Here is a 20,097-nt window from a genome sequence, read left to right on the forward strand (position 1 = left end):
GCGTGGTGCTGCTCGCGCTGGTCGGCATCATCGGTACGGACACCGGCCTTGCCGCGATGTCCTCGCTGCGGCCGACGCTCGGTGTGCGCGGCGCATCGGTGCCTGCCGTGCTGAACGCGGTGCAACTGGTCGGCTGGGGCTCGTTCGAGGTGATCGTGATGCGCGATTCCGCCGATGCGCTCGCCAAGCAAGCCTTCGGTTTCTCGATGCCGCTGATCTGGACCGTGGTCTTCGGCTTGCTCGCGACGCTGCTGGCGATCAGCGGCCCGCTGTCGTTCGTGCGGCGTTTTCTGCGCACGTGGGGCATCTGGCTGCTGCTGGCGGGCGCCGCGTGGCTCTCGTGGAATCTGCTGGCCAAGCATGATCTCGCCGCGCTGATGCGCCGTCCTGGCACCGGCGAGATGTCGTTCGGCGGCGCCATCGATCTGGTGGTCGCGATGCCGCTCTCGTGGCTGCCGCTGATCTCCGACTACACGCGTTTCGGCCGGCGCCCGGGCGAGACCTTCCGCGGCACGCTGCTCGGCTATGGCATTGCGAACATCTGGTTTTATGCGCTCGGCGCGATCTACGGTCTCGCGGCCGGCGGTGGCGACGCGCTGCTGACCGGCGCGCTGGCTCAAGCGGGCGGCGGCCTCGCCCTGCTGCTGATCCTGATCGACGAAGTGGACAACGCGTTCGCCGATATCCACTCGGCTGCGGTCTCGACCGGCACGTTCTGGACGCGCGGCAGTGTGCCGTTGTTGTCGGCGGCATTCGGCGCGTTGTGCACGGCGATCGCCTTGCTTGTGCCGATGGCGAAGTATCAGAACTTCCTGCTGCTGATCGGCTCGGTGTTCGCGCCGCTGTTCGGCGTGGTGCTCGTGGATCACTTCATCGTGCGCAAGCGTCGCATTGAAGCCGCCGTGCTCGGCGATGTGCGCGGCCGATACGGCTTCTCGGGCGGCTGGCATCTGAGCGCGTTCGCGTCGTGGGCAATCGGGATCGTGTCGTATCAGGCGATCAATCAATGGCTGCCGGATCTGGGCGCTACGTTGCCCTCGTTGGCGATTGGTGCGGTGTGCTATCTGGCGCTGGTGTCGGCCCGGAAGACGGCTTACGCGTGAGCTGAGCAAGGGTCATCGCAATACAGAAAAGGCCTGCAAATTGCAGGCCTTTTCTCTTGATGCGTCATCAACCTGAGTCAGTTCAACGCGCAGTCCACTGCGCAGTTCAACGCGTCGAAGCCCGATACTCGACGCCCGGCAACACGCACAGCAATTCGAACGCGAGATTCGCGCCGAGCAGCGCGGTCGTGCCAAACGGATCGTACGGCGGCGCCACTTCGACCAGATCGCAGCCGACGATGTTCAGCCCATGCGAGCCGCGAATGATTTCCAGCGCCTGCGGCACCGTCAAACCGGCGATTTCCGGCGTGCCCGTACCCGGCGCGAACGCCGGATCGATACCGTCGATATCGAACGTGATGTACACCGGACCGTCGCCCATGCGTTCCCGCACGCGCGCCATCAACGGCACCAGCGACTGGTTCCAGCACGCCTCGGCCTGCACGACTTCGAAGCCCTGATCGCGGCACCAGTCGAAATCTTCGGCAGCGTAACCCGTGCCACGCAGACCGATCTGAACGACGCGGTCGCAGTCGAGCAAGCCCTCTTCCACCGCGCGGCGAAACGGCGTGCCGTGTGCGATCTTCTCGCCCATCATCGTGTCGTTGACGTCGGCGTGTGCATCCACGTGAATCAGACCGACCTTGCCGTGCTTGCGATGAATCGCGCGCAGAATCGGCAGCGCGATCGTGTGGTCGCCACCGAGCGTGATCGGCTTGCAGTTGTGCTGGAGGATTTCGTCGTACGCGGTTTCGATGCGCTTGATCGAATCGTGCAGGTTGTACGGATTGATCGCGACGTCGCCGAGATCGGCCACGCGCAGCGAATCGAACGGCGCGGCGCGTGTCGCCATGTTGTACGGGCGAAGCAGCACCGATTCGCTGCGGATCTGGCGCGGCCCGAAGCGCGCGCCCGTGCGGTTCGAGGTGCCGAGATCGAACGGCACACCGACGAAGCAGGCGTCGAACCCTTCAGCCGAGCCGACGTTCGGCAGCCGCATCATCGTCGCAATGCCGCCGCAACGGGGCATGGCGTTGCCGGACAGCGGTTGCGGCCGTTCACCGGCCTCGGGGGAAATGAAGGAGGAAGTATTCATCGTGTCTCGGCAATGAAAAGGGGGACTGTAAGCAAAACCGTGCAACCGGCCGAGTGATCAATAGAAAAGCGCACCTTGCCGGACGAATCTCGATTCTTGAGCAGTTTCCCGCAAGTTAAAATACGAACAGAATAAACTTCACATTGATTCGTAGCGATGTATCCTGACGTATGTTCTCCCAACTCACCGATCTCGACCTGCGGCTAATCCGCGTCTTCCTCGCCATCGTCGACGCCGGCGGCGTCTCGCCGGCCCAGGCCACGCTCAACGTCGGCCAGTCGACTATCAGCACGCAACTCGCCACGCTGGAAACGCGCCTTGGCTATCGGCTGTGCGAGCGCGGCCGTGGCGGCTTCAGCCTGACCGCGCGCGGCGAACAATTCATCGTCGCAGCCCGCGCCCTGCTATCCGCCGTCGACACCTTCGGCATGCAGGCGCGCAATGTTGGCCGCAAGCTGGTCGGCACGCTCGATATCGGCATGATCGGCCACACGCCGGTGTCGGCGAGCGCGCGGATCAGCGACGCGATCGGCCGGTTTCGGGCGCGCGATCAATCGGTGCGGTTTTCGATTCTGGTGCGCTCGCCGGGCGAGCTGGAAGAACTGTTGCTGAACGGCCGGATTCAGGTCGGCATCGGCTATTTCTGGCATCGCGTGCCGTCGCTTGAATACACCGAGGTGTTCGCCGAAGATCAGTTCGCGTATTGCGCGAAGGGGCATCCGCTGTTCGATCAGGCGGGCGAGGTGTCGCCTGCTGAAGCTGCGGCTCACGAATGGGCGTGGCGCAGTTATCCGCTCCCTGAAGCCGAAAGTTCAACCACGCCGCAGAACGTGACCGCCGTCGCGGACAACATGGAAGCGGTCGCGATGCTGGTGCTCTCGGGGCATCATCTCGGCTATTTGCCGGGGCATTTTGCAGCGCCGTTCGTCAAACAAGGTCTGCTCGCGGCGGTGAATCCGGCACAGATGCGTTACCGCGTGGCGTTTCATATGGTCACGCGGGCGCGTCAGCATCGAACGGATATCGTTGAAGCGTTTATCGACGATATGAAGGCCGCGCATCCTGCGCAGGTGCTGGAAGTGGATGTGTAGGGGTTCGGCACACCCGGCGCGCGGCGCGATCGGCGGCCCATCGGCTCTCGATCAGCAATTGAAAAGGCCGCGCTCGATGACGCGGCCTGTCTGCCAATCAAACTGCTACAGCAATCAACTTACCCGTTGATCACATCCGCGCCTTTCGGCACCGTGAACTTGAACGCATCGGCCGGCAGCGGCGGGTTCTTCTGGATGTTCGAGAAAGTCAGCAGCGTCACGTTGCCGAACACATCGTGCAGTTCCATCGCTTCAAGATTGCCATCCTTGAAGCCGATGCCGATGCGCTGAAACTGCGTGTCTTTCGCCTTGGGCGTCAGTTCGAGCCAGTCGATGCCGGCCTTCACGCCTGCATCACGCAGCGTGAAGTTCTTTTCCAGATCGTTGCTGCCGAACAGGATCGCCGCCGGGCTTGCCCCAAGCGCGCCGCCGAGGCTGCGCACCGTCACCTGATTCAGATCCTTGTCATACACGTAGAGCTTGTCGCCATCGGCTTGCAGCAGTTGTGCATAAGGCTTCTCGTATTGCCAGATGAACTTGCCGGGACGCGCGAACGTGAACGTGCCGCTCGACGTGCCGGTCTTGCCAGCCGTGGACAGCGCGCCACTCGCGCCGCTTGCACCCGCCGCTTTGCTCGGCGCACGCACTTCCTGCTGCACGAACGTGCCGCGCGCAGAGTGGATTTGCGCGACGAACGCCTTCAGTTGCTCGGTGCCGCTCGCGAATGCCTGCGATGCGACAAGCATCGACGCACCGATCGCCACGCTGCCGATGCCACGTACGATTGTGCGAGCGAGTTTGCCGAAACGGCTGGGTTGAGCACTCTGTCGTGCGTGCTGCTGCGCGAATGGCTGCATGGTGTTTTCTCCCTTGATTGAATTTGTTGAGCGGTCACGGCGGCGGGATTTGGGGGCTGCGGCCGCGTGACCGTCGCGGTTAGCTTGAACCGCGAAGCCGAGGGACGCGCCCCCGGCCTTGGGTAACAGCTTAAGCAAGAAGCCTTAAACAGGACTTATGCGCGGGTCTTATACGCTGTGCTTTGCGGCTGGTTCGCCGCAATAGCCGTAGGGATGGCCTATTCCGCTTCCCGCGCCGGCGCCAGAATTTCGCGATTGCCGTTCGACGACATCGCCGATACCACGCCCGAGTTCTCCATCTGCTCGAGCAGGCGCGCCGCGCGGTTATAGCCGATGCGCAAATGCCGCTGTACCAGCGAGATCGACGCGCGGCGGTTCTTCAGCACCACGTCGACCGCCTGGTCGTATAACGGGTCCGACTCGCCGTCGCCCGAACCGCTTCCCCCTGCGCCCGCGGAACCTTCGTCGCCCTCACCCGTTACGCCGCCTTCGAGAATGCCCTCGATATAGTTCGGCTCGCCCTGCTCCTTGAGCTTGTCGACCACGCGGTGCACTTCCTCGTCCGACACGAACGCGCCGTGCACCCGCACCGGCAAGCCACTGCCCGGCGGCAGGTACAGCATGTCGCCCATGCCGAGCAGCGATTCCGCGCCCTGCTGGTCGAGAATCGTGCGCGAGTCGATCTTCGACGACACCTGGAACGCCATCCGCGTCGGCACGTTGGCCTTGATCAGACCGGTAATCACGTCGACCGACGGACGCTGCGTCGCCAGAATCAGATGGATGCCCGCCGCACGTGCTTTCTGCGCAATCCGCGCGATCAGCTCTTCGACCTTCTTGCCGACCACCATCATCAGATCGGCCAATTCGTCGATCACGACGACGATGTTCGGCAGGCGCGACAGCGGTTCAGGATCGTCCGGCGTCAGGCTGAACGGATTCGGCAGCTTCTCTTCGCGCTTGGCGGCTTCGTCGATCTTGTTGTTGTAGCCGGCAAGGTTACGCACGCCGAGCTTGCTCATCAGCTTGTAGCGGCGCTCCATTTCGGCAACCGCCCAATTGAGCGCGTGACCCGCCTGGCGCATGTCCGTCACCACCGGACAGAGCAGATGCGGAATGCCTTCGTAGACGCTCATTTCGAGCATCTTCGGATCGATCAGGATCATGCGGACCTGGTCGGCGCTCGCCTTGTAAAGCAGCGACAGGATCATCGCGTTGATACCCACCGACTTGCCCGAACCGGTCGTACCGGCCACCAGCAAGTGCGGCATTTTCGCGAGGTCGGCGCACACCGGCTTGCCGCCGATGTCCTTGCCGAGGCCCATGGTGAGCGGCGAAGCCGCGTCCGCATAAACCGCCGAACCGAGAATCTCCGAGAGACTGACGGTTTGACGGCGCTGGTTCGGCAACTCCAGCGCCATGAAATTCTTGCCCGGAATCGTTTCGACCACGCGAATCGACACCAGCGACAGCGAACGCGCGAGATCTTTCGCCAGACCGACGATCTGGCTGCCCTTCACGCCAGTGGCCGGCTCGATTTCGTAACGTGTGACGACCGGGCCCGGATACGCGGCGACCACGCTCACTTCGACGCCGAAGTCCTTGAGCTTTTTCTCGATCAGACGCGACGTGAATTCGAGCGTATCGGCGGAAATGGTTTCCTGCGCGGCGGGCGCCGCGTCGAGCAGCGAGATCGGCGGCAAGGTGGAGTCGCCCGGCAAGTCCGTGAACAGCGGCACTTGCCGCTCTTTCTCGACGCGCTCCGATTTGGCGGGCGTGACGACCGGCGGCACGATCATGACCGGCTCGTGCTCCTCGATCCGCACGCGGCCCTTTTCGACCTTGCCTTCGCGCTTCACGGCGGCGGCTTCGCCCAATTTACGGTCGCGGCCGGCCTCGCGGCGCAGCTTGGCGAACGTGACCGCGGAAATGATCGATTCGCCGACCTTTTCCGACACCGACAGCCACGAAAAACGGAAATACAGGGACAAACCAATGCCGAGCACGATCAGCAGGGCCAACGTACCGCCCGTGAAGCCGAGCGCATGGGACACCCCGCGCGCGACCGCCTCGCCGATCACGCCGCCCGGCGCACGCGGCAACTGCACTTTCAGCGACCACATGCGCAGCGCTTCGATGCCGTCGCAGGCGAGCAACACCAGCATGAACGCGAACGCGTCCGCGAGCCAGCCGGCATCGCGCGGCGCGTCGTCCTCTAGTTCCTCGTGACGGGTAATACGGCGGTAATTGGCGGAGATATGGCGGCCGAGCAGCACGATCCACCAGTAGGCGGACAGGCCGAACAGCAGCAACAGGATGTCGGATGTCCATGCGCCGACGCGGCCCGCCCAGTTGGCGATGTGGTCGACCTGCGCGGCATGCGTCCAGCTCGGATCGTGCCGGCTGTAGCTGACGAGCGCCATGAGCAGGAAGACGCCGAGCGCGACCTGCAAGATCCAGCGGATTTCGGTGAAGAGGCGCGACATACGGTGCGGCAATGCCTGCGCGCTCGCGGAATAGGGAGCTTTTGCCATTGATCCTGTTGCTTGTGTGGCCGATTTGCCGCCAGAGTCGCGGCCCGAAGCGGCGCTTAAGGCGGCCCCAGACCCGGTCCCGGCTGCCGGGTCCATCGATGCGGCCTATTGTAAACGCAGTGCCTCACGCGAGGCTGTAAATGACGGTAACTTAGCCAATTGACCTCACGAAAGGGTGCCGTGGCCCACGGCGACGCTATCGCCGCGATCAGAAAGCTTGATGGAGCAGGCCGGCGTGCCGCCCTTTATAATGCCGCTCTGATACCCATCTATAGTTTCAGCTCAAGTCGCGCGGCCTCGCATGGGCGAGCCGGGCGCCGTAAAAGGATTCGATCATGCCCGCAACTTCCACGAAACACGCCAAAGTTCTGATTCTCGGTTCCGGCCCCGCCGGCTACACGGCGGCGGTCTACGCGGCACGCGCCAACCTGTCGCCGGTGCTCGTCACGGGTCTGGCCCAAGGCGGCCAGCTGATGACCACGACCGACGTCGAAAACTGGCCGGCTGACGGCAACGGCGTGCAAGGCCCGGAGTTGATGCAGCGCTTCCTGGAGCACGCCGAGCGCTTCAACACCGAAATCATTTTCGACCACATCCATACGGCCAAGCTGGATGAGAAGCCGATTCGCCTGATCGGCGATTCGGGCGAATACACCTGCGACTCGCTGGTCATCTCGACCGGCGCATCGGCGCAGTATCTCGGCCTGCCGTCTGAAGAATTGTTCATGGGCAAAGGCGTGTCGGCTTGCGCCACCTGCGACGGCTTCTTCTACAAGCAACAACATGTGGCCGTGATCGGCGGCGGCAATACCGCAGTCGAGGAAGCCCTCTATCTGTCCGGCATCGCCAAGAAAGTGACGGTGATCCATCGCCGCGACAAGTTCCGTGCCGAACCGATCCTGATCGACCGTCTGCTGGCGAAGGAAAAGGAAGGCCTGGTCGAGATCAAGTGGAACAGCACACTCGACGAAGTGACCGGCGACCAGTCCGGCGTGACCGGCCTGCGTATCAAGAACACGCAAACCGGCGACACCACGGACATCGCGCTGCAAGGCATCTTCGTCGCGATCGGCCACAAGCCGAACACGGACATTTTCGAAGGTCAACTGGAGATGAAGAACGGCTACATCATCACCAAGGGCGGCCTGAACGGTTTCGCAACGGCAACCAGCGTGCCGGGCGTGTTCGCGGCGGGCGACGTGCAGGATCACGTCTATCGTCAGGCGATCACCAGCGCGGGCACGGGCTGCATGGCCGCGCTCGACGCGCAGCGCTATCTGGAAACCATCGAAGAGATTGGCGAGCACGTGATGAGCGCGGAAGCCGAGCGTTAAGCATCCCGAGAATCTGCGAGGGTAAGCACGACGGTAAAATGGCGGCTGGGCATGGCCTGGCCGCTTGCTTGAAAAAAGGCCGCGGCTGAGAAGCCAGCGGCCTTTTTTGTGTCGTCCCGGCGCCAGGCTGGTGCCGGTCCGCGCCCTTGCGTGTACGCTTGCCCAGCCCGACGGCCAGGCGTTGCGACGCGCCGTGGCCGGTTTCGGCGCCGCAACCGGCGTCGCGCGATCGATCTACTTTTCTGCGTGTATTACCGATATGCCGAAGAATCAGCCCCACCCTAGCGAACCGAAGCGCGCACGTGCCGTTGCCAGGTCCGCGCCCGAGACGGCCGCACCCGTGGTCAAACCGAAGATCGAACCGGCTGCGGGTCTAGCCGGCCTTGGCGCGTTGCGCGATGCGTTAAAGGGCGACACGCAACGGCGTGAGAGCGAACGCGTGGCGGCAGTGGCAGCGCAGCGCGAAGCGTCGGCGGATGCCGATCTGTTTCGCCGCGAGATCGGCGCAGTTGCGCCGCTGACGGTCCCGCAACGCGCCAGCCTGCCGCGCAATCCTCCTGCGCCGCTGCCGGTGCAAACCAAACTCGACGAAGAAGCCGTGCTTCACGAAGCGATCTCCGACGAGTTCGATCCCGAGATCCTGCTCGACACCGACGAAACGCTCTCCTATTGCCGGCCCGGCATAAGCCAGGAGGTCGTGCGCAAACTGCGGCGTGGCGATTGGATCGTGCAGGCGCAAATCGATCTGCACGGCATGCGTCGCGAGGAAGCGCGCGAGGCGTTGGCCGAGTTCATTCGTGAATCGGTGAAGCGTGGCCTGCGGTGCTTGCGCGTCATTCACGGCAAGGGCCTGGGATCGATCGGCAAAGAACCTGTCCTTAAGGGCAAAGTGCGCGCGTGGCTCGTGCAGAAATCCGAGGTCATCGCCTTCTGTCAGGCGCGTGCCCATGACGGCGGCGCGGGTGCGGTGGTCGTGCTGCTGCAGCCGGGTGCGTTGCCGGTTTCCCCCAAATACTGACGGAGTCCCGGTGATCCATCCGAGGCTGACGCTGGCGCTGACCATCATGGAGGCGCTGGCTCTGTTCGCGTACGCGATTTCCGGGTTTATCGAAGCCAGGACCCGACGGCTCGATGCGGTAGGGACCTTCCTCGTGGCGATCGCGACGGCCTTCGGCGGCGGGACGTTGCGCGACGTGCTGCTCGAACGGCGGCCCTTCTACTGGGTCGAACATCAGGCTTATCTGATCGCAATTTTCGTGATGTCGTTGTTTGCGCCGACGCTATTGAAAATGACGTCGCGCCTGCTCTCCGAGCGGGTCTTGCTGGTGGCCGATGCCGTGGGACTAGGCTTGTTCAGTATTTCCGGCACGTCGATCGCGCACGACGCGCAGATGCCGTGGTTTACGTCGGTGATGATGGGGGTGTTGACCGGCGTATTCGGCGGCGTGATTCGCGACGTGCTATGCAACGAGGTGCCGCTGATTTTGCGCGACTCGCGGCCGTATGCGACATGCGCTTTTGTGGGGTGTTGGCTGTACGTGCTGCTGGACTACATGAACGTCGATACGGTGTATGGCGTGTTGATCGCCACCGCCTTCATCCTGCTGGCGAGACTGGTGACGTTCAGGTTCAATGTCCGCCTGCCTCACTAAATTTGCTCAATGAGCTTGCTTCGCCAAGCCGGTTTCATCAAACCTGCCTCATCAAAAACGCGCCGCCTGGAGCCAGACGGCGCGTGCTTTGAAGGCTGCCTTACTTGTTGCTAGCCAACGCCCCCGCACTCTTCGGCCCGCCAAACAGCGCCGTCAGGTAGTTGGCGTTGTTGTTCATCGTCGCCATCAACGTGTTGAGCGCGGTGAACTGATTCTGGTACTGCTTCGTCAATGCCGCGCTGTAGTTGGCGAGTGTGGTCTGCTGCGCCGTGATGCTCTTAAGGTCGGCATTCAGCGCCGTGCTACGGGTGTCGATGATGCCGCCCGTCTTCACGAAGTCGGTAATGCTCTTGTTCAATTTGACGCCAAGGCCGTTGGTCGAGTTGAACAACGCGGCGACCTGCGCCGGGCTGCTGCTGAGCGACGCAGTCAGCTTCTTGTTATCGATCACCAGCGTGCCGTCCGCCGGATCGCCCTTCAGCGAGATGCCGATCGAAGCGAGCCCCACCGCTGACGTCCCCGTGCCGACGCCGCCGCCGCCGCCGATGATCGACGCCAACGTATTTTTGATCGTCGTCAGCGTCGAGTCGCCGAGCAGCGCGCCGCCGGTCTTCGACGACTTGTCGTACGAGGACAGCGAGTTGATGGTCGTGACGACAGTGTTGTAGAGATTAGCGAAGTTGGTGATGGCCGTATTCTGCGCGGTCGTGTCCGACGCGATCGTCAGCGTCTGCGTGGTGCCGACCGCGGCGCTCGACAGATTCAGCGTGACGCCGGAAATCGCCGATGTGACCGCGTTACTGGAACTACTCGCCTCAATCCCGCCGACGGTGAATAGCGCGTCCTGAGCGGCCTCGCTCTGCCGCCAGGCCTTGTTGGTATCCGACGACACGATCGAGGACGCCGCACCGTTCGCACCAGGCGTCGAGGTCACGCCGAGGCTCGACAGGCCATTGTCGTTCTGGACGTCGCCGGTGGACACGTTGATCGTGTTGGCCGCGCCGGTGGTGGTGGAGCGCAGCACCAGGTGGGCGCCGCCCGTGCCGGTCACGATCGTGGCCGTGACGCCCGGATTGTTGCCCGCTTTGTTGATCGCGTTGGCAATACCCGTCAACGTGTTGTTGGTGCTGTCGACCGTGACATCCATCGACTTGCCGCCGACCTCGATAGTCAACTTGCCGGTGCCCAGCTTGGCGGTGGCGTCGAACGCCGCCGACGACAGGCTCTGCGACGCGGCGATTTGCTTAACGTCGATCGTATAGCTGCCGGCGACCGCGCCGGGACCGGCCTTCGGGTCCATACCCTTGCCGCTCGCGGTGGCCCCGAAGGTTGACAGGGTGGTTCCGTCCGAGAGACTCTTGATTGCCGCCTGCAAGGCGCTCAACGCGGAGCTCAGGGCGCCGTAAGCCGACAGGACGGTGCTCTCGCTCGTCTGTTTGGCCTTCAGCGCCGCCGTCTGACCGGCCGTCTTCGCATTCACTAGGGCCGACACCAGCGATGCCACGTCCATGGTCGAGTTACCGGTGGAACCGCTGATGATCGATTGCGCCGCTTGCTGCAACTGGCTCTGCGCGTTGGAGGTCGCGCTGTTCACAGACGTCGTGGTGATCGTTGACATGCAAAGGCTCCGTGCGGCGAGTTATTCGTTATTCATTGCGTGACGCCCCGGTGGTCTTTCTGATTGCGGTGGCAAACCGGCTACGTCGCGGTCACGTCAGTTTTCTTACAATTTTTTCAAATGTTACACTATCTTTCTTGAAGAGTTTGTAGCGTTTTGTCGTAACAAATCACGGCGCATAAGCTTTTAGCGTCCGGTCATTAGCGAAAGCGGATGAATGCCTGTCTTCCGCTAAAATTTTTGCGGCGGTCGATTTCCTTCGCCGTCGTTCGTCGTCAGGTAAACGGCCCCCGGCCGTCATCGCGCCACAGCGCCCTTAGCAACCGCCATAGGTGAACTACGATGACCCTGAAGCTCTATGCCCACCCCTTCTCGTCCTACTGCCAGAAGGTCCTGACCGCGCTTTACGAAAACGGCACGCCGTTCGAACTGCGTCTGCTGTCACACGACGACGCACAGGTCATAGCGGAGCTCGCCGCACTCTGGCCGATCAAGCGCTTTCCGGTGCTGGTCGACGGTAGCCGGACCGTGCCGGAGGCGAGCATCATCATCGAATATCTCAGCTTGTATCACCCGGGACCGGTGCCGCTCCTGCCGGCCGATGCCCGCGCCGCGCTGGAAGTGCGCGCCATGGATCGCTTTTTCGACAACTACATCTCCACGCCGCAGCAAAAGATCGTGTACGACAGCCTGCGCGCCGAGCCGGAGCGTGACCCGCGCGCGGTGGCGGAAGCCCGCGACACGCTCGACACCGCCTACGGCTGGCTCGACAAGGTGATGGCCGGGCGCGAATGGGCGGCCGGTGATACGTTCAGCCTCGCCGATTGCGGCGCCGCGCCGTTCCTGTTCTATGCCGACTGGACGCATCGCATCGGCCCGGCTTTTGAGCACGTGCTCGCCTACCGCAAGCGCCTGCTGGCACGGCCATCGTTCGCGCGCGCGGTCGACGAAGCGCGCCCGTACCGCCCATTGTTCCCGCTCGGCGCGCCCGACCGGGATTGAACGCACGGACCCGACGCTGTCCGACGAATACGCCGGCAGACGCGCGGGTCAAACGGGTGGTCCGCTTGCGGGCCCGTCCCCATCGCGACAACACGATTTCCACCCTATACACTTCACTTCGAAACCCACTTCCGCCCATTCCTTACAAAAGGCAAAACATGGACCGTTTCGAAGCGATGGAGATATTTACGCGTGTGGTCGAAGCGAACAGCTTCACCAAAGTATCTGAATCGCTCGACCTGCCCCGCGCCAAAGTCAGCCGCACGATTCAGGCTCTGGAAGAACACGTCGGCGTGCGCCTCCTGAACCGCTCGACGCGGCAGGTCAGCGTCACCGAAGACGGCGCGCTGTTCTACGACCGCTGCGTGCGCATCCTCGCGGAAGTCGCCGAAGCCGAATCGTCGCTGTCGAACAAGCGCGAAAATCCGAGCGGCACGATTCGCGTCGATACGTCTGGCACGCTCGCCCGTGCGCTGCTGCTTCCCGCGCTCGACGATTTCTACCGGCAATACCCTGAGATCGACGTGCGGCTCGGGCTGGCGGATCGCAATATCGATCTGATTCAGGACGGAGTGGATTGCGTGATCCGCATGGGCACGCCGGAGGAGTCGAGTCTCGTCGCGCGGCACATCGGCCAGGCACGGATCGTGACCTGCGCGTCGCCCGCCTATCTGGAGAAATACGGCACGCCGACCACGCTCGAAGAGCTCAGCGAGCATCGTGCGGTCAACTACGTTTCCGCACGCAGTGGCAAGACCTTCCCGTTCGAGTACGAGGTGGATGGCGAGATCGTCAAGGTCACGTTGAAGAGCGTGCTCGCGGTGAACGACGGCAGCGTTTATATCGGCGCGAGCGCGCTCGGCCACGGCATCATCCAGCCGTCGCGCTTCATGGTCGCGGATCTGATCGCGCAAGGCGCACTCACGGAAATCCTCACGACCTACACGACCCCTGGCACGCCGCTATCTATTTTGTACGCGCATCGCCGCAATCTGAGTTCACGGCTTCGTGCCTTCACCGAGTGGGTCACCGAACTGGCGCGGAACAATCCGGATCTGCGCATCACGAACACCTGAACGTCACGGCGCGGAGACGACAGGTTCCAGGCATTGCGCAAAAAAACACTAGCAAACAACAAAAGAAAGCCCCATGCGTTTCTCAACGCATGGGGCTTTCTTCAACTCGAATGGCTCAGCGAATAATTTGCCTCAGGCAATCCGCTCTTCATTAGTCGGATCGAACAACACCGCCTTCGACGCGTCGAACAACAAGGTCGTTGTCGACAAGGGCTGCGGATTCGAAGCCGGGTGCACGCGACTCACAATGCGCTTGCCGTTGACCTGCGCGAACACCAGCGTGTCCGGCCCAGTCGGCTCGATCACGTCGACATTCACGTCGATCGACTGCAAGTTCGCGTGGTCGCCATGCGCACCGCGTGCGTCGGTGATCCGCTCAGGGCGCAAGCCGAGAATCACTTCGCGCCCAATGTGCGACTTCACTTTCGCCGAATCGAACGGCAGATTCAACACATTGCGCGCCGTGCCCGTATCCAGTTCGATGCCGACGCCCGAACCCTGCTCCACCAGCTTGCCCTGGATGAAGTTCATCGGCGGCGCGCCGATGAAGCCGGCCACGAACAGATTCGCCGGCGAGTCGTAGATTTCTTGCGGCGCGCCGAACTGCTGGACGATGCCGTCTTTCATCACCGCGATGCGATCGCCGAGCGTCATCGCTTCGATCTGATCGTGCGTCACATAGACGATCGTCGTGCCGAGGCGTTGATGCAGCAGCTTGATTTCCGAACGCATCTCGATCCGCAGCTTCGCGTCGAGGTTCGACAGCGGTTCGTCGAACAGGAACATCACCGGATCGCGCGCGAGCGCACGGCCCATGGCCACGCGTTGACGCTGACCACCGGAGAGCTGACCCGGCTTGCGGTCCAGCAAGTGCGTGATCTGCAGCGTGTTCGACACGCGATCGACGATCTGCGCCTGCTCCTGCTTCGGCACCTTGCGGATACCCAGGCCGAACGAGATGTTCTCGCGCACCGTCATCGACGGATACAGCGCGTACGACTGGAACACCATCGCGATATCGCGATCTTTCGGCGAGAGGTTGTTCACCGTCTTGCCGTCGATCTGGATCTCGCCCTTGGTCACGGTTTCGAGGCCGGCGATCATGTTGAGCAGCGTCGATTTCCCGCAGCCCGAGCCACCAACGAGAATCAGGAACTGGCCGTCTTCGATGTCGATGTTGACACCCTTCAGAACCGGCACCCCGTTCGGGTAAGTCTTGTACACGTCACGGATGGAAAGGCTTGCCATGCTGTGAATCCTCTTGTCTCTGGTACAGCTTGAAAACTCTGGTCGGATGACGGCGGCGCACTAACGACGCCCCGCCGCGATGCGTATGGTTTAGCCCCGGGTTTAGCCTTTGACTGCGCCAGCTGTCAGGCCGCGCACGAAATAGCGTCCGGCGACGATATAGACGAGCAAGGTCGGCAGTGCGGCGATGATCGCGCCGGCCATGTCCACGTTGTATTCCTTCACGCCGGTCGAGGTGTTCACGAGGTTGTTTAGCGCCACCGTGATCGGCATCGAATCGACACCGGAGAACACAATCCCGAACAGAAAGTCATTCCAGATCTGCGTGAATTGCCAGATCAGGCACACCATGAAAATCGGCAACGACACCGGCATCAGAATCTTCGTGAAGATCGTGAAGAAACCGGCACCGTCGATCCGCGCGGCCTTCACGAGTTCAGCCGGAATGCTCACGTAGAAGTTGCGGAAGAACATCGTGGTGAAAGCGATACCGTAGATCACGTGCACCACCACCAGACCGGTTATCGAATTGGACAGGCCGAGCAAGCCTTCGAAGCGCGCCATCGGCAGCAGGATCGCCTGGAACGGAATGAAGCAGCCGACCAGGATCATCGTGAAGATCGGATCCGCGCCACGGAAGCGCCAGTGCGTGAGCACATAACCGTTGAACGCGCCGATGATCGACGAGATCAGCACGGCCGGAATCACCATGCGCACGGAGTTCATGAAGAACGGTTGCATGCCGTCGCAACGCACCCCGGTACACGCACCGCTCCATGCCTTGATCCATGGATCGATAGTCCAGTGAGTCGGCGGAGTCAGCAGGTTGCCGGAGCGCAGCTGGTCGATGTCCTTGAACGACGTGGACAGCATCACGTACAGCGGAAACAGGAAATACAGGGCGAACAGTATCAGGGCCGCATAAATGACGGCACGGCTGATCGTCATCTTAGGCTGCATTGCGGGTGCTCCTCGATTCCAGATACATCAGCGGCACGAGCACGGCCACAACGGTAGCGAGCATCATCATCGACGATGCCGCGCCGACGCCCAGCTGCCCGCGATTGAACGAAAACGTGTACATGAAAATAGCCGGCAGCGATGAAGACGTACCCGGACCGCCCGCTGTCAACGCGACGACCAGGTCGAAGGTCTTGATCGTGATGTGGCAGAGAATCAGCAGCACGGAGAAGAACACCGGGCGCATGCTCGGAATCACGATCTTGCGATAGATGGTCGGCAAGCCCGCGCCGTCCATCTGCGCGGCCTTGAAGATTTCACCGTCGACACCGCGCAAACCCGCGAGGAACAGCGCCATCACGAAGCCGGTGGACTGCCACACGGCCGCGATCACGACGCAAAAAATCGCCTTATTGGGGTCGCCGAGCCAACTGAACGAGAAGCTCGTCCAGCCCCAGTCGTGGAACACTTTCTCGAGACCGACGCTCGGCGTCATGATCCATTGCCACGCCGTACCCGTCACGATGAACGAGAGAGCCATCGGGTACAGGAACACGGCGCGCAGCGCGCCTTCATTGCGGATCTGCTGATCGAGCAGGATCGCGAGGAACAAGCCGAGGCCGATACAGATACCGATAAACGGAATGCCGAACCAGCCGAGGTTGGCCGCCGAGGTCCAGAACACATCGTTATCGAACAGTTCGCGATAACGATCGAGACCGACAAAGTCATAACGTGGCATCAGTCGCGAATTCGACAGCGACAGAAAACCGGTAATAGCGATGAAGCCATACACGAAGATCAGGCTGATCACGACGCTGGGTGCGAGCACCAGCTTCGGAATCCAGCGATCGGCCAGGGCCGCCATCGGCGACGTGCGGCGGGTCACGGAAGCCGTGGTTTTCCCGTTTCCGCTAATAGAAGCAGTCACTACTCGACTCCTGCTGAAACTGTACCGCCGGGGCGCTCACGCATGGAACACGCGAGGCCGGAACGGCATAGGTGTGACTCGATGAAACCAGGGGTGAAGTCTCTCGCCCTAAGTAACGCAACGGCTGCAAGCAATCCGAAGAACGCGCCCGGCGCCCACGAGGGGAACCGCCAGGCGCACCACTTCGCTTACATCACTTACTTGGTCTTTGCTGCCTTCGCGAGCGCGGCAACCGCGGTCTTCGAATCTTCCTGCGAGTTCATGAACTTCGTGACCACGTCCGAGATCGCACCGGCTGCTGCATCCGGTTGCGCCATGCCGTGTGCCAGCGAAGGCACATAGCCGCCCGACTTGATCGCCACCTGTTCATCCGCGTACGACTTCTTCGCGCAGTCGTCGAACTTGGCCATCGACACGCCCAGACGAACCGGGATCGAGCCCTTGTACAGGCTGAACTGTTCCTGGAAGTCCGGCGACATGATCGTCTTGGCCAGTGCCAATTGACCCGGCGTTGCGGTCTTCTGGCCCTTCTGCTGGAAGAACACGAACGAGTCGACGTTGAACGTGTAAGCCTTTTCCGTGCCCGGCACCGCAGCGCAGATGTAGTCCGAACCGGCCTTCTTGTTGGCGTTGGCAAACTCGCCCTTCGCCCAGTCGCCCATGAACTGCATGCCGGCCTTGCCGTTGATGACCATGGCCGTTGCCAGGTTCCAGTCACGGCCCGTACGGCCCGCGTCGAAGTAACCCTGGATCTTGCGGACCGTGTCGAACACGCCGACCATCTGGTCCGACGTCAGCGTCTTCTCGTCGAGGTCGACCAGCGCCTTCTTGTAGAAGCCCGCGCCTTGCGACAGCACGACGTCTTCCCACAGCGTCAGGTCTTGCCACGGCTGGCCGCCCATCGCGATCGGCTGGATGCCCGCGGCCTTCATCTTGTCGGCCACCGCGAAGAACTCAGGCCACGTGGTCGGCACCTTGCCGCCTGCCTTGTCCAGCGCGGCCTTGTTGATGTACAGCCAGTTCACGCGGTGCACCGAGAACGGCGCCGCAACGTAATGACCGTCCGCGTGCATGATCTTGTCGATTTCCGGCGGCAGGTTCTTCTTCCAGTCGCCAGCGGCCGCATCGATTGGCACCAGCACGCCCTGCTCCGCCCAGTCCTGGATCAGCGGACCCTTGATCTGGGCTGCGGTCGGCGCATTACCCGAGATCACCTGCGTCTTGAGTGCCGTCATGGCAGCCGCGCCTGCGCCGCCAGCAACCGCGAAGTCCTTCCACGTGTAACCCTGCTTCGTCATGTCGTCCTTAAGGACGCCGACGGCTTTCGATTCACCGCCCGAAGTCCACCAGTGCAACACTTCGACCGACTCGGCAGCTTGCACAGCCGAGACGCCACACATCAGACCCGCGGCGCACAAAGCGCCCATGATCGCGCGAAATTTCATTGCTTATCTCCTCCAGACACCTGAACAAAAAACAAATGGCCCCTGATGTCGCCAGGGTGCTGTGGTTGGTTCAAACAGGCAAAACACTGGGCGATCGAGCACGGTCGGGCGCATGCTTAAGGCATGTGCCGGCGGACCGCTATCCGGCCGCTGGAAGCTCAAGAGATGAGTGGATCGGGATGCAACTGACTGTCTCCTCTTTTGATTTTTGCCTGCCCGCGTCGCGCGCGGCAGACTCGAGGTGTCTCACACGTTAACCCTGACGCCAGACCCGCCTTCCGGCTTTCCGTAAAGACCGCCGGGGGCATGCTGGCACGTGCTCGCACGCAATGTCCGTTAACATGCAGGGGACGCCTGCCGATTCGGGAAAACGCGCATCTAGCCTCACAGCGCACGCTTTTTTCATCGATTTAGCGCTACCTCTTGATTTGGATTGTAGTTAAACTACAATTCAGTGTCAAAAAATATTTTATCGGACTACGGTCGCCCTTTTCGGTCCCCACGGCGGCCCCAGGATATCGACGGAGACTCATGCAAACCGATTCAAGCTTCACCTTCGTTCTCTTCGGCGGAACCGGCGATCTGTCGATGCGCAAGATCCTGCCGGCACTGTTTGAAGCGCACCGTGCAGGTGGCATGCTGGCCGACAGCGGCAAGATCGTCGCGGTGGCTCGGCATGTGGCCGATCGGGCTGCCTACATTGACTGGGTCAATGAGCACGTCAAGCCGCACGTATCGAAGAACGGTGTGGATGAAACAGCATGGGCGAGCTTCCTCGACCGTATCGAGTTCGTGAAGATCGACCTCGGCAACCCCGAAGACTTCACGCTGCTGCGCGACGCCTTGAGCGGCCGGCCTGGCATCCGCGTGTTCTATCTGGCCACGGGTCCGTCGCTGTTCGTGCCGATCTGCCACGCGCTGGCCTCGGTGGGGCTCAACGAAAATTCGCGCATCGTGCTGGAGAAGCCGCTCGGCTACGACCTCAAGTCGTCCAACGCAATTAATGATGCAGTGGGTGAAATCTTCGCTGAAGAACAGATCTACCGGATCGACCACTACCTCGGTAAGGAGCCGGTGCAGAACCTGCTCGCGCTGCGCTTCGGCAATGTGCTGTTCGAACCGTTGTGGCGCCGTGAATGGGTGGAAAGCATTCAGATCACGATTGCGGAAGAACTCGGCGTGGAAGCGCGCGGCGACTTCTACGACAACACCGGCGCCTTGCGCGACATGGTGCAGAACCATTTGCTGCAACTGCTTTCCATCGTCGCGATGGAACCGCCGCATTCGATGGATTCCGACTCGGTCCGTGACGAAAAACTGCGCGTGCTGCGCGCGTTGAAGCCGATCGATCCGCGCGATATCGGCAAGGTCGCGGTGCGTGGCCAGTATCATGCGGGCGTGATCCGCGGCAACGCGGTGCCGGCGTATGCTACCGAGCCAGGCGTGAAGCCGGACAGCACGACTGAAACCTTCGTCGCGTTGAAGGTGGAAATCGAAAACTGGCGCTGGGCCGGCGTGCCGTTCTTCCTGCGCACGGGCAAGCGTCTCGCGGATCGTGTCGCTGAGATCGTGGTGAATTTTCGTGCGGTGCCGCATTCGGCATTGGGCGCGTCCGCGTTGCGCGGCGGTGCGAACCGTCTCGTGATCCGTTTGCAGCCGAACGAGACCATTCGCCTCTACTGTCTCGCGAAGCAGCCGGGCGAAGGCATGAACCTCGCCAGCGTCCACCTCGACCTCGCGTTCGACCGGTTCTTCCGCGAAGGGCAGATGGAGGCATATCAGCGCCTGCTGCTCGATGTCATCAATGGCCGCCTCGCGCTGTTTGTGCGGCGCGATGAGCAGGAAGCAGCATGGCGCTGGGTCGAACCTATCCTCAACGAATGGGCCGCGTCGAACAAGCCGCCCAAGCCGTATGCAGCAGGCACGTGGGGACCGGCCGCCGCGAGCGCGATGTTGGCGCAGCACGGCACCTGCTGGCTCGAAGAAGAGAATTGAACCAACTGAATGACGGCGCTGTGCCTTGCCTGATCCTGATCCTGATCGCGATCCCGATCGAAGCACCGCACAGCGCCTGCAAGACCCACCGACGAACTGAACGGAATGGCGCCGGTATCACGAAGGCGCCTGCAAGTCATCCCGCTTGCAGGCAT

General features: G+C 62.0%; 16 protein-coding genes. 8 read left to right on the forward strand and 8 right to left on the reverse strand.

Going from position 1 to position 20,097, the window contains the following annotated elements; translation table 11 throughout:
- Nucleotides 1–1,103, forward strand: a 1,103-nt coding sequence (gene cytX / locus GNZ12_RS20390) for a putative hydroxymethylpyrimidine transporter CytX (protein ID WP_172312995.1), incomplete at its 5' end; no start/stop codon positions are given.
- Between the two features lie 106 nt (nucleotides 1,104–1,209).
- Here the strand turns inward: cytX and speB are convergent.
- On the reverse strand, nucleotides 1,210–2,199 hold the full coding sequence (gene speB / locus GNZ12_RS20395; RefSeq protein ID WP_172312997.1) for an agmatinase: 990 nt from the start codon (nucleotides 2,197–2,199) through the stop codon (nucleotides 1,210–1,212).
- 170 nt (nucleotides 2,200–2,369) lie between these two features.
- Here speB and GNZ12_RS20400 point away from each other — a divergent pair, with 170 nt between their 5' ends.
- Entirely contained in the window at nucleotides 2,370–3,290 is a 921-nt protein-coding gene (locus GNZ12_RS20400; protein ID WP_172312999.1) for a LysR family transcriptional regulator, read from the forward strand.
- Between the two features lie 119 nt (nucleotides 3,291–3,409).
- Here the strand turns inward: GNZ12_RS20400 and lolA are convergent, their stop codons facing one another.
- Nucleotides 3,410–4,147: an outer membrane lipoprotein chaperone LolA gene (gene lolA, locus GNZ12_RS20405; RefSeq protein WP_172313001.1), complete on the reverse strand. Its 738-nt coding sequence runs from the start codon at nucleotides 4,145–4,147 to the stop codon at nucleotides 3,410–3,412.
- Nucleotides 4,148–4,365: 218 nt separating this feature from the next.
- Nucleotides 4,366–6,681, reverse strand: coding sequence for a DNA translocase FtsK (locus GNZ12_RS20410; RefSeq protein ID WP_172313003.1), 2,316 nt, complete (start codon nucleotides 6,679–6,681; stop codon nucleotides 4,366–4,368).
- A 335-nt stretch (nucleotides 6,682–7,016) separates the two neighbouring features.
- On the opposite strand from GNZ12_RS20410, the gene trxB reads away from it, so the two are divergent.
- The 3 genes from trxB to GNZ12_RS20425 all read left to right on the forward strand — a co-directional run bounded on the left by trxB (nucleotide 7,017) and on the right by GNZ12_RS20425 (nucleotide 9,667).
- On the forward strand, nucleotides 7,017–8,015 hold the full coding sequence (gene trxB, locus GNZ12_RS20415; protein ID WP_172313005.1) for a thioredoxin-disulfide reductase: 999 nt from the start codon (nucleotides 7,017–7,019) through the stop codon (nucleotides 8,013–8,015).
- A 259-nt stretch (nucleotides 8,016–8,274) separates the two neighbouring features.
- Complete coding sequence (locus GNZ12_RS20420) at nucleotides 8,275–9,033, forward strand: Smr/MutS family protein (protein WP_172313052.1); 759 nt, start codon at nucleotides 8,275–8,277, stop codon at nucleotides 9,031–9,033.
- A 13-nt stretch (nucleotides 9,034–9,046) separates the two neighbouring features.
- On the forward strand, nucleotides 9,047–9,667 hold the full coding sequence (locus GNZ12_RS20425) for a trimeric intracellular cation channel family protein (protein ID WP_172313055.1): 621 nt from the start codon (nucleotides 9,047–9,049) through the stop codon (nucleotides 9,665–9,667).
- Nucleotides 9,668–9,767: 100 nt separating this feature from the next.
- Here GNZ12_RS20425 and fliD read toward each other — a convergent pair whose 3' ends face one another.
- Nucleotides 9,768–11,285: a flagellar filament capping protein FliD gene (gene fliD / locus GNZ12_RS20430; RefSeq protein ID WP_172313007.1), complete on the reverse strand. Its 1,518-nt coding sequence runs from the start codon at nucleotides 11,283–11,285 to the stop codon at nucleotides 9,768–9,770.
- Nucleotides 11,286–11,627: 342 nt separating this feature from the next.
- Here fliD and GNZ12_RS20435 point away from each other — a divergent pair, with 342 nt between their 5' ends.
- Together GNZ12_RS20435 and GNZ12_RS20440 are read left to right on the forward strand one after the other, a co-directional pair.
- Nucleotides 11,628–12,287, forward strand: coding sequence for a glutathione S-transferase family protein (locus GNZ12_RS20435; protein ID WP_172313009.1), 660 nt, complete (start codon nucleotides 11,628–11,630; stop codon nucleotides 12,285–12,287).
- A 158-nt stretch (nucleotides 12,288–12,445) separates the two neighbouring features.
- Nucleotides 12,446–13,363, forward strand: a complete 918-nt coding sequence (locus tag GNZ12_RS20440; protein WP_172313011.1) for a LysR family transcriptional regulator — start codon at nucleotides 12,446–12,448, stop codon at nucleotides 13,361–13,363.
- A gap of 132 nt (nucleotides 13,364–13,495) precedes the next feature.
- Here GNZ12_RS20440 and GNZ12_RS20445 read toward each other — a convergent pair whose 3' ends face one another.
- The 4 genes from GNZ12_RS20445 to GNZ12_RS20460 form a co-directional block, all read right to left on the reverse strand.
- Nucleotides 13,496–14,611: an ABC transporter ATP-binding protein gene (locus tag GNZ12_RS20445; protein WP_172313013.1), complete on the reverse strand. Its 1,116-nt coding sequence runs from the start codon at nucleotides 14,609–14,611 to the stop codon at nucleotides 13,496–13,498.
- 102 nt (nucleotides 14,612–14,713) lie between these two features.
- Nucleotides 14,714–15,571, reverse strand: a complete 858-nt coding sequence (locus tag GNZ12_RS20450) for a carbohydrate ABC transporter permease (protein WP_148662094.1) — start codon at nucleotides 15,569–15,571, stop codon at nucleotides 14,714–14,716.
- Nucleotides 15,561–16,502, reverse strand: coding sequence for a carbohydrate ABC transporter permease (locus GNZ12_RS20455; RefSeq protein WP_172313015.1), 942 nt, complete (start codon nucleotides 16,500–16,502; stop codon nucleotides 15,561–15,563). Before GNZ12_RS20455 ends, GNZ12_RS20450 begins: the two co-directional genes overlap by 11 nt.
- Before the next feature lie 197 nt (nucleotides 16,503–16,699).
- On the reverse strand, nucleotides 16,700–17,947 hold the full coding sequence (locus GNZ12_RS20460; protein ID WP_172313017.1) for an ABC transporter substrate-binding protein: 1,248 nt from the start codon (nucleotides 17,945–17,947) through the stop codon (nucleotides 16,700–16,702).
- A 531-nt stretch (nucleotides 17,948–18,478) separates the two neighbouring features.
- On the opposite strand from GNZ12_RS20460, the gene zwf reads away from it, so the two are divergent.
- A complete protein-coding gene (gene zwf / locus GNZ12_RS20465) occupies nucleotides 18,479–19,942 on the forward strand; it encodes a glucose-6-phosphate dehydrogenase (RefSeq protein WP_172313019.1) in 1,464 nt (487 codons plus the stop codon).
- Nucleotides 19,943–20,097: the final 155 nt, after the last annotated feature.

The sequence above is a fragment of the Paraburkholderia solitsugae genome (assembly GCF_013177695.1).
GTDB lineage: Bacteria > Pseudomonadota > Gammaproteobacteria > Burkholderiales > Burkholderiaceae > Paraburkholderia > Paraburkholderia solitsugae.

Bases quoted from the DNA above. Each gene is read 5' to 3' on its own strand.
- speB (WP_172312997.1), bottom strand. From the start codon at position 2,199: ATGAATACTTCCTCCTTCATTTCCCCCGAGGCCGGTGAACGGCCGCAA.
- GNZ12_RS20400 (WP_172312999.1), top strand. From the start codon at position 2,370: ATGTTCTCCCAACTCACCGATCTCGACCTGCGGCTAATCCGCGTCTTC.
- lolA (WP_172313001.1), bottom strand. From the start codon at position 4,147: ATGCAGCCATTCGCGCAGCAGCACGCACGACAGAGTGCTCAACCCAGC.
- GNZ12_RS20410 (WP_172313003.1), bottom strand. From the start codon at position 6,681: ATGGCAAAAGCTCCCTATTCCGCGAGCGCGCAGGCATTGCCGCACCGT.
- trxB (WP_172313005.1), top strand. From the start codon at position 7,017: ATGCCCGCAACTTCCACGAAACACGCCAAAGTTCTGATTCTCGGTTCC.
- GNZ12_RS20420 (WP_172313052.1), top strand. From the start codon at position 8,275: ATGCCGAAGAATCAGCCCCACCCTAGCGAACCGAAGCGCGCACGTGCC.
- fliD (WP_172313007.1), bottom strand. From the start codon at position 11,285: ATGTCAACGATCACCACGACGTCTGTGAACAGCGCGACCTCCAACGCG.
- GNZ12_RS20435 (WP_172313009.1), top strand. From the start codon at position 11,628: ATGACCCTGAAGCTCTATGCCCACCCCTTCTCGTCCTACTGCCAGAAG.
- GNZ12_RS20440 (WP_172313011.1), top strand. From the start codon at position 12,446: ATGGACCGTTTCGAAGCGATGGAGATATTTACGCGTGTGGTCGAAGCG.
- GNZ12_RS20445 (WP_172313013.1), bottom strand. From the start codon at position 14,611: ATGGCAAGCCTTTCCATCCGTGACGTGTACAAGACTTACCCGAACGGG.
- GNZ12_RS20450 (WP_148662094.1), bottom strand. From the start codon at position 15,571: ATGCAGCCTAAGATGACGATCAGCCGTGCCGTCATTTATGCGGCCCTG.
- GNZ12_RS20460 (WP_172313017.1), bottom strand. From the start codon at position 17,947: ATGAAATTTCGCGCGATCATGGGCGCTTTGTGCGCCGCGGGTCTGATG.
- zwf (WP_172313019.1), top strand. From the start codon at position 18,479: ATGCAAACCGATTCAAGCTTCACCTTCGTTCTCTTCGGCGGAACCGGC.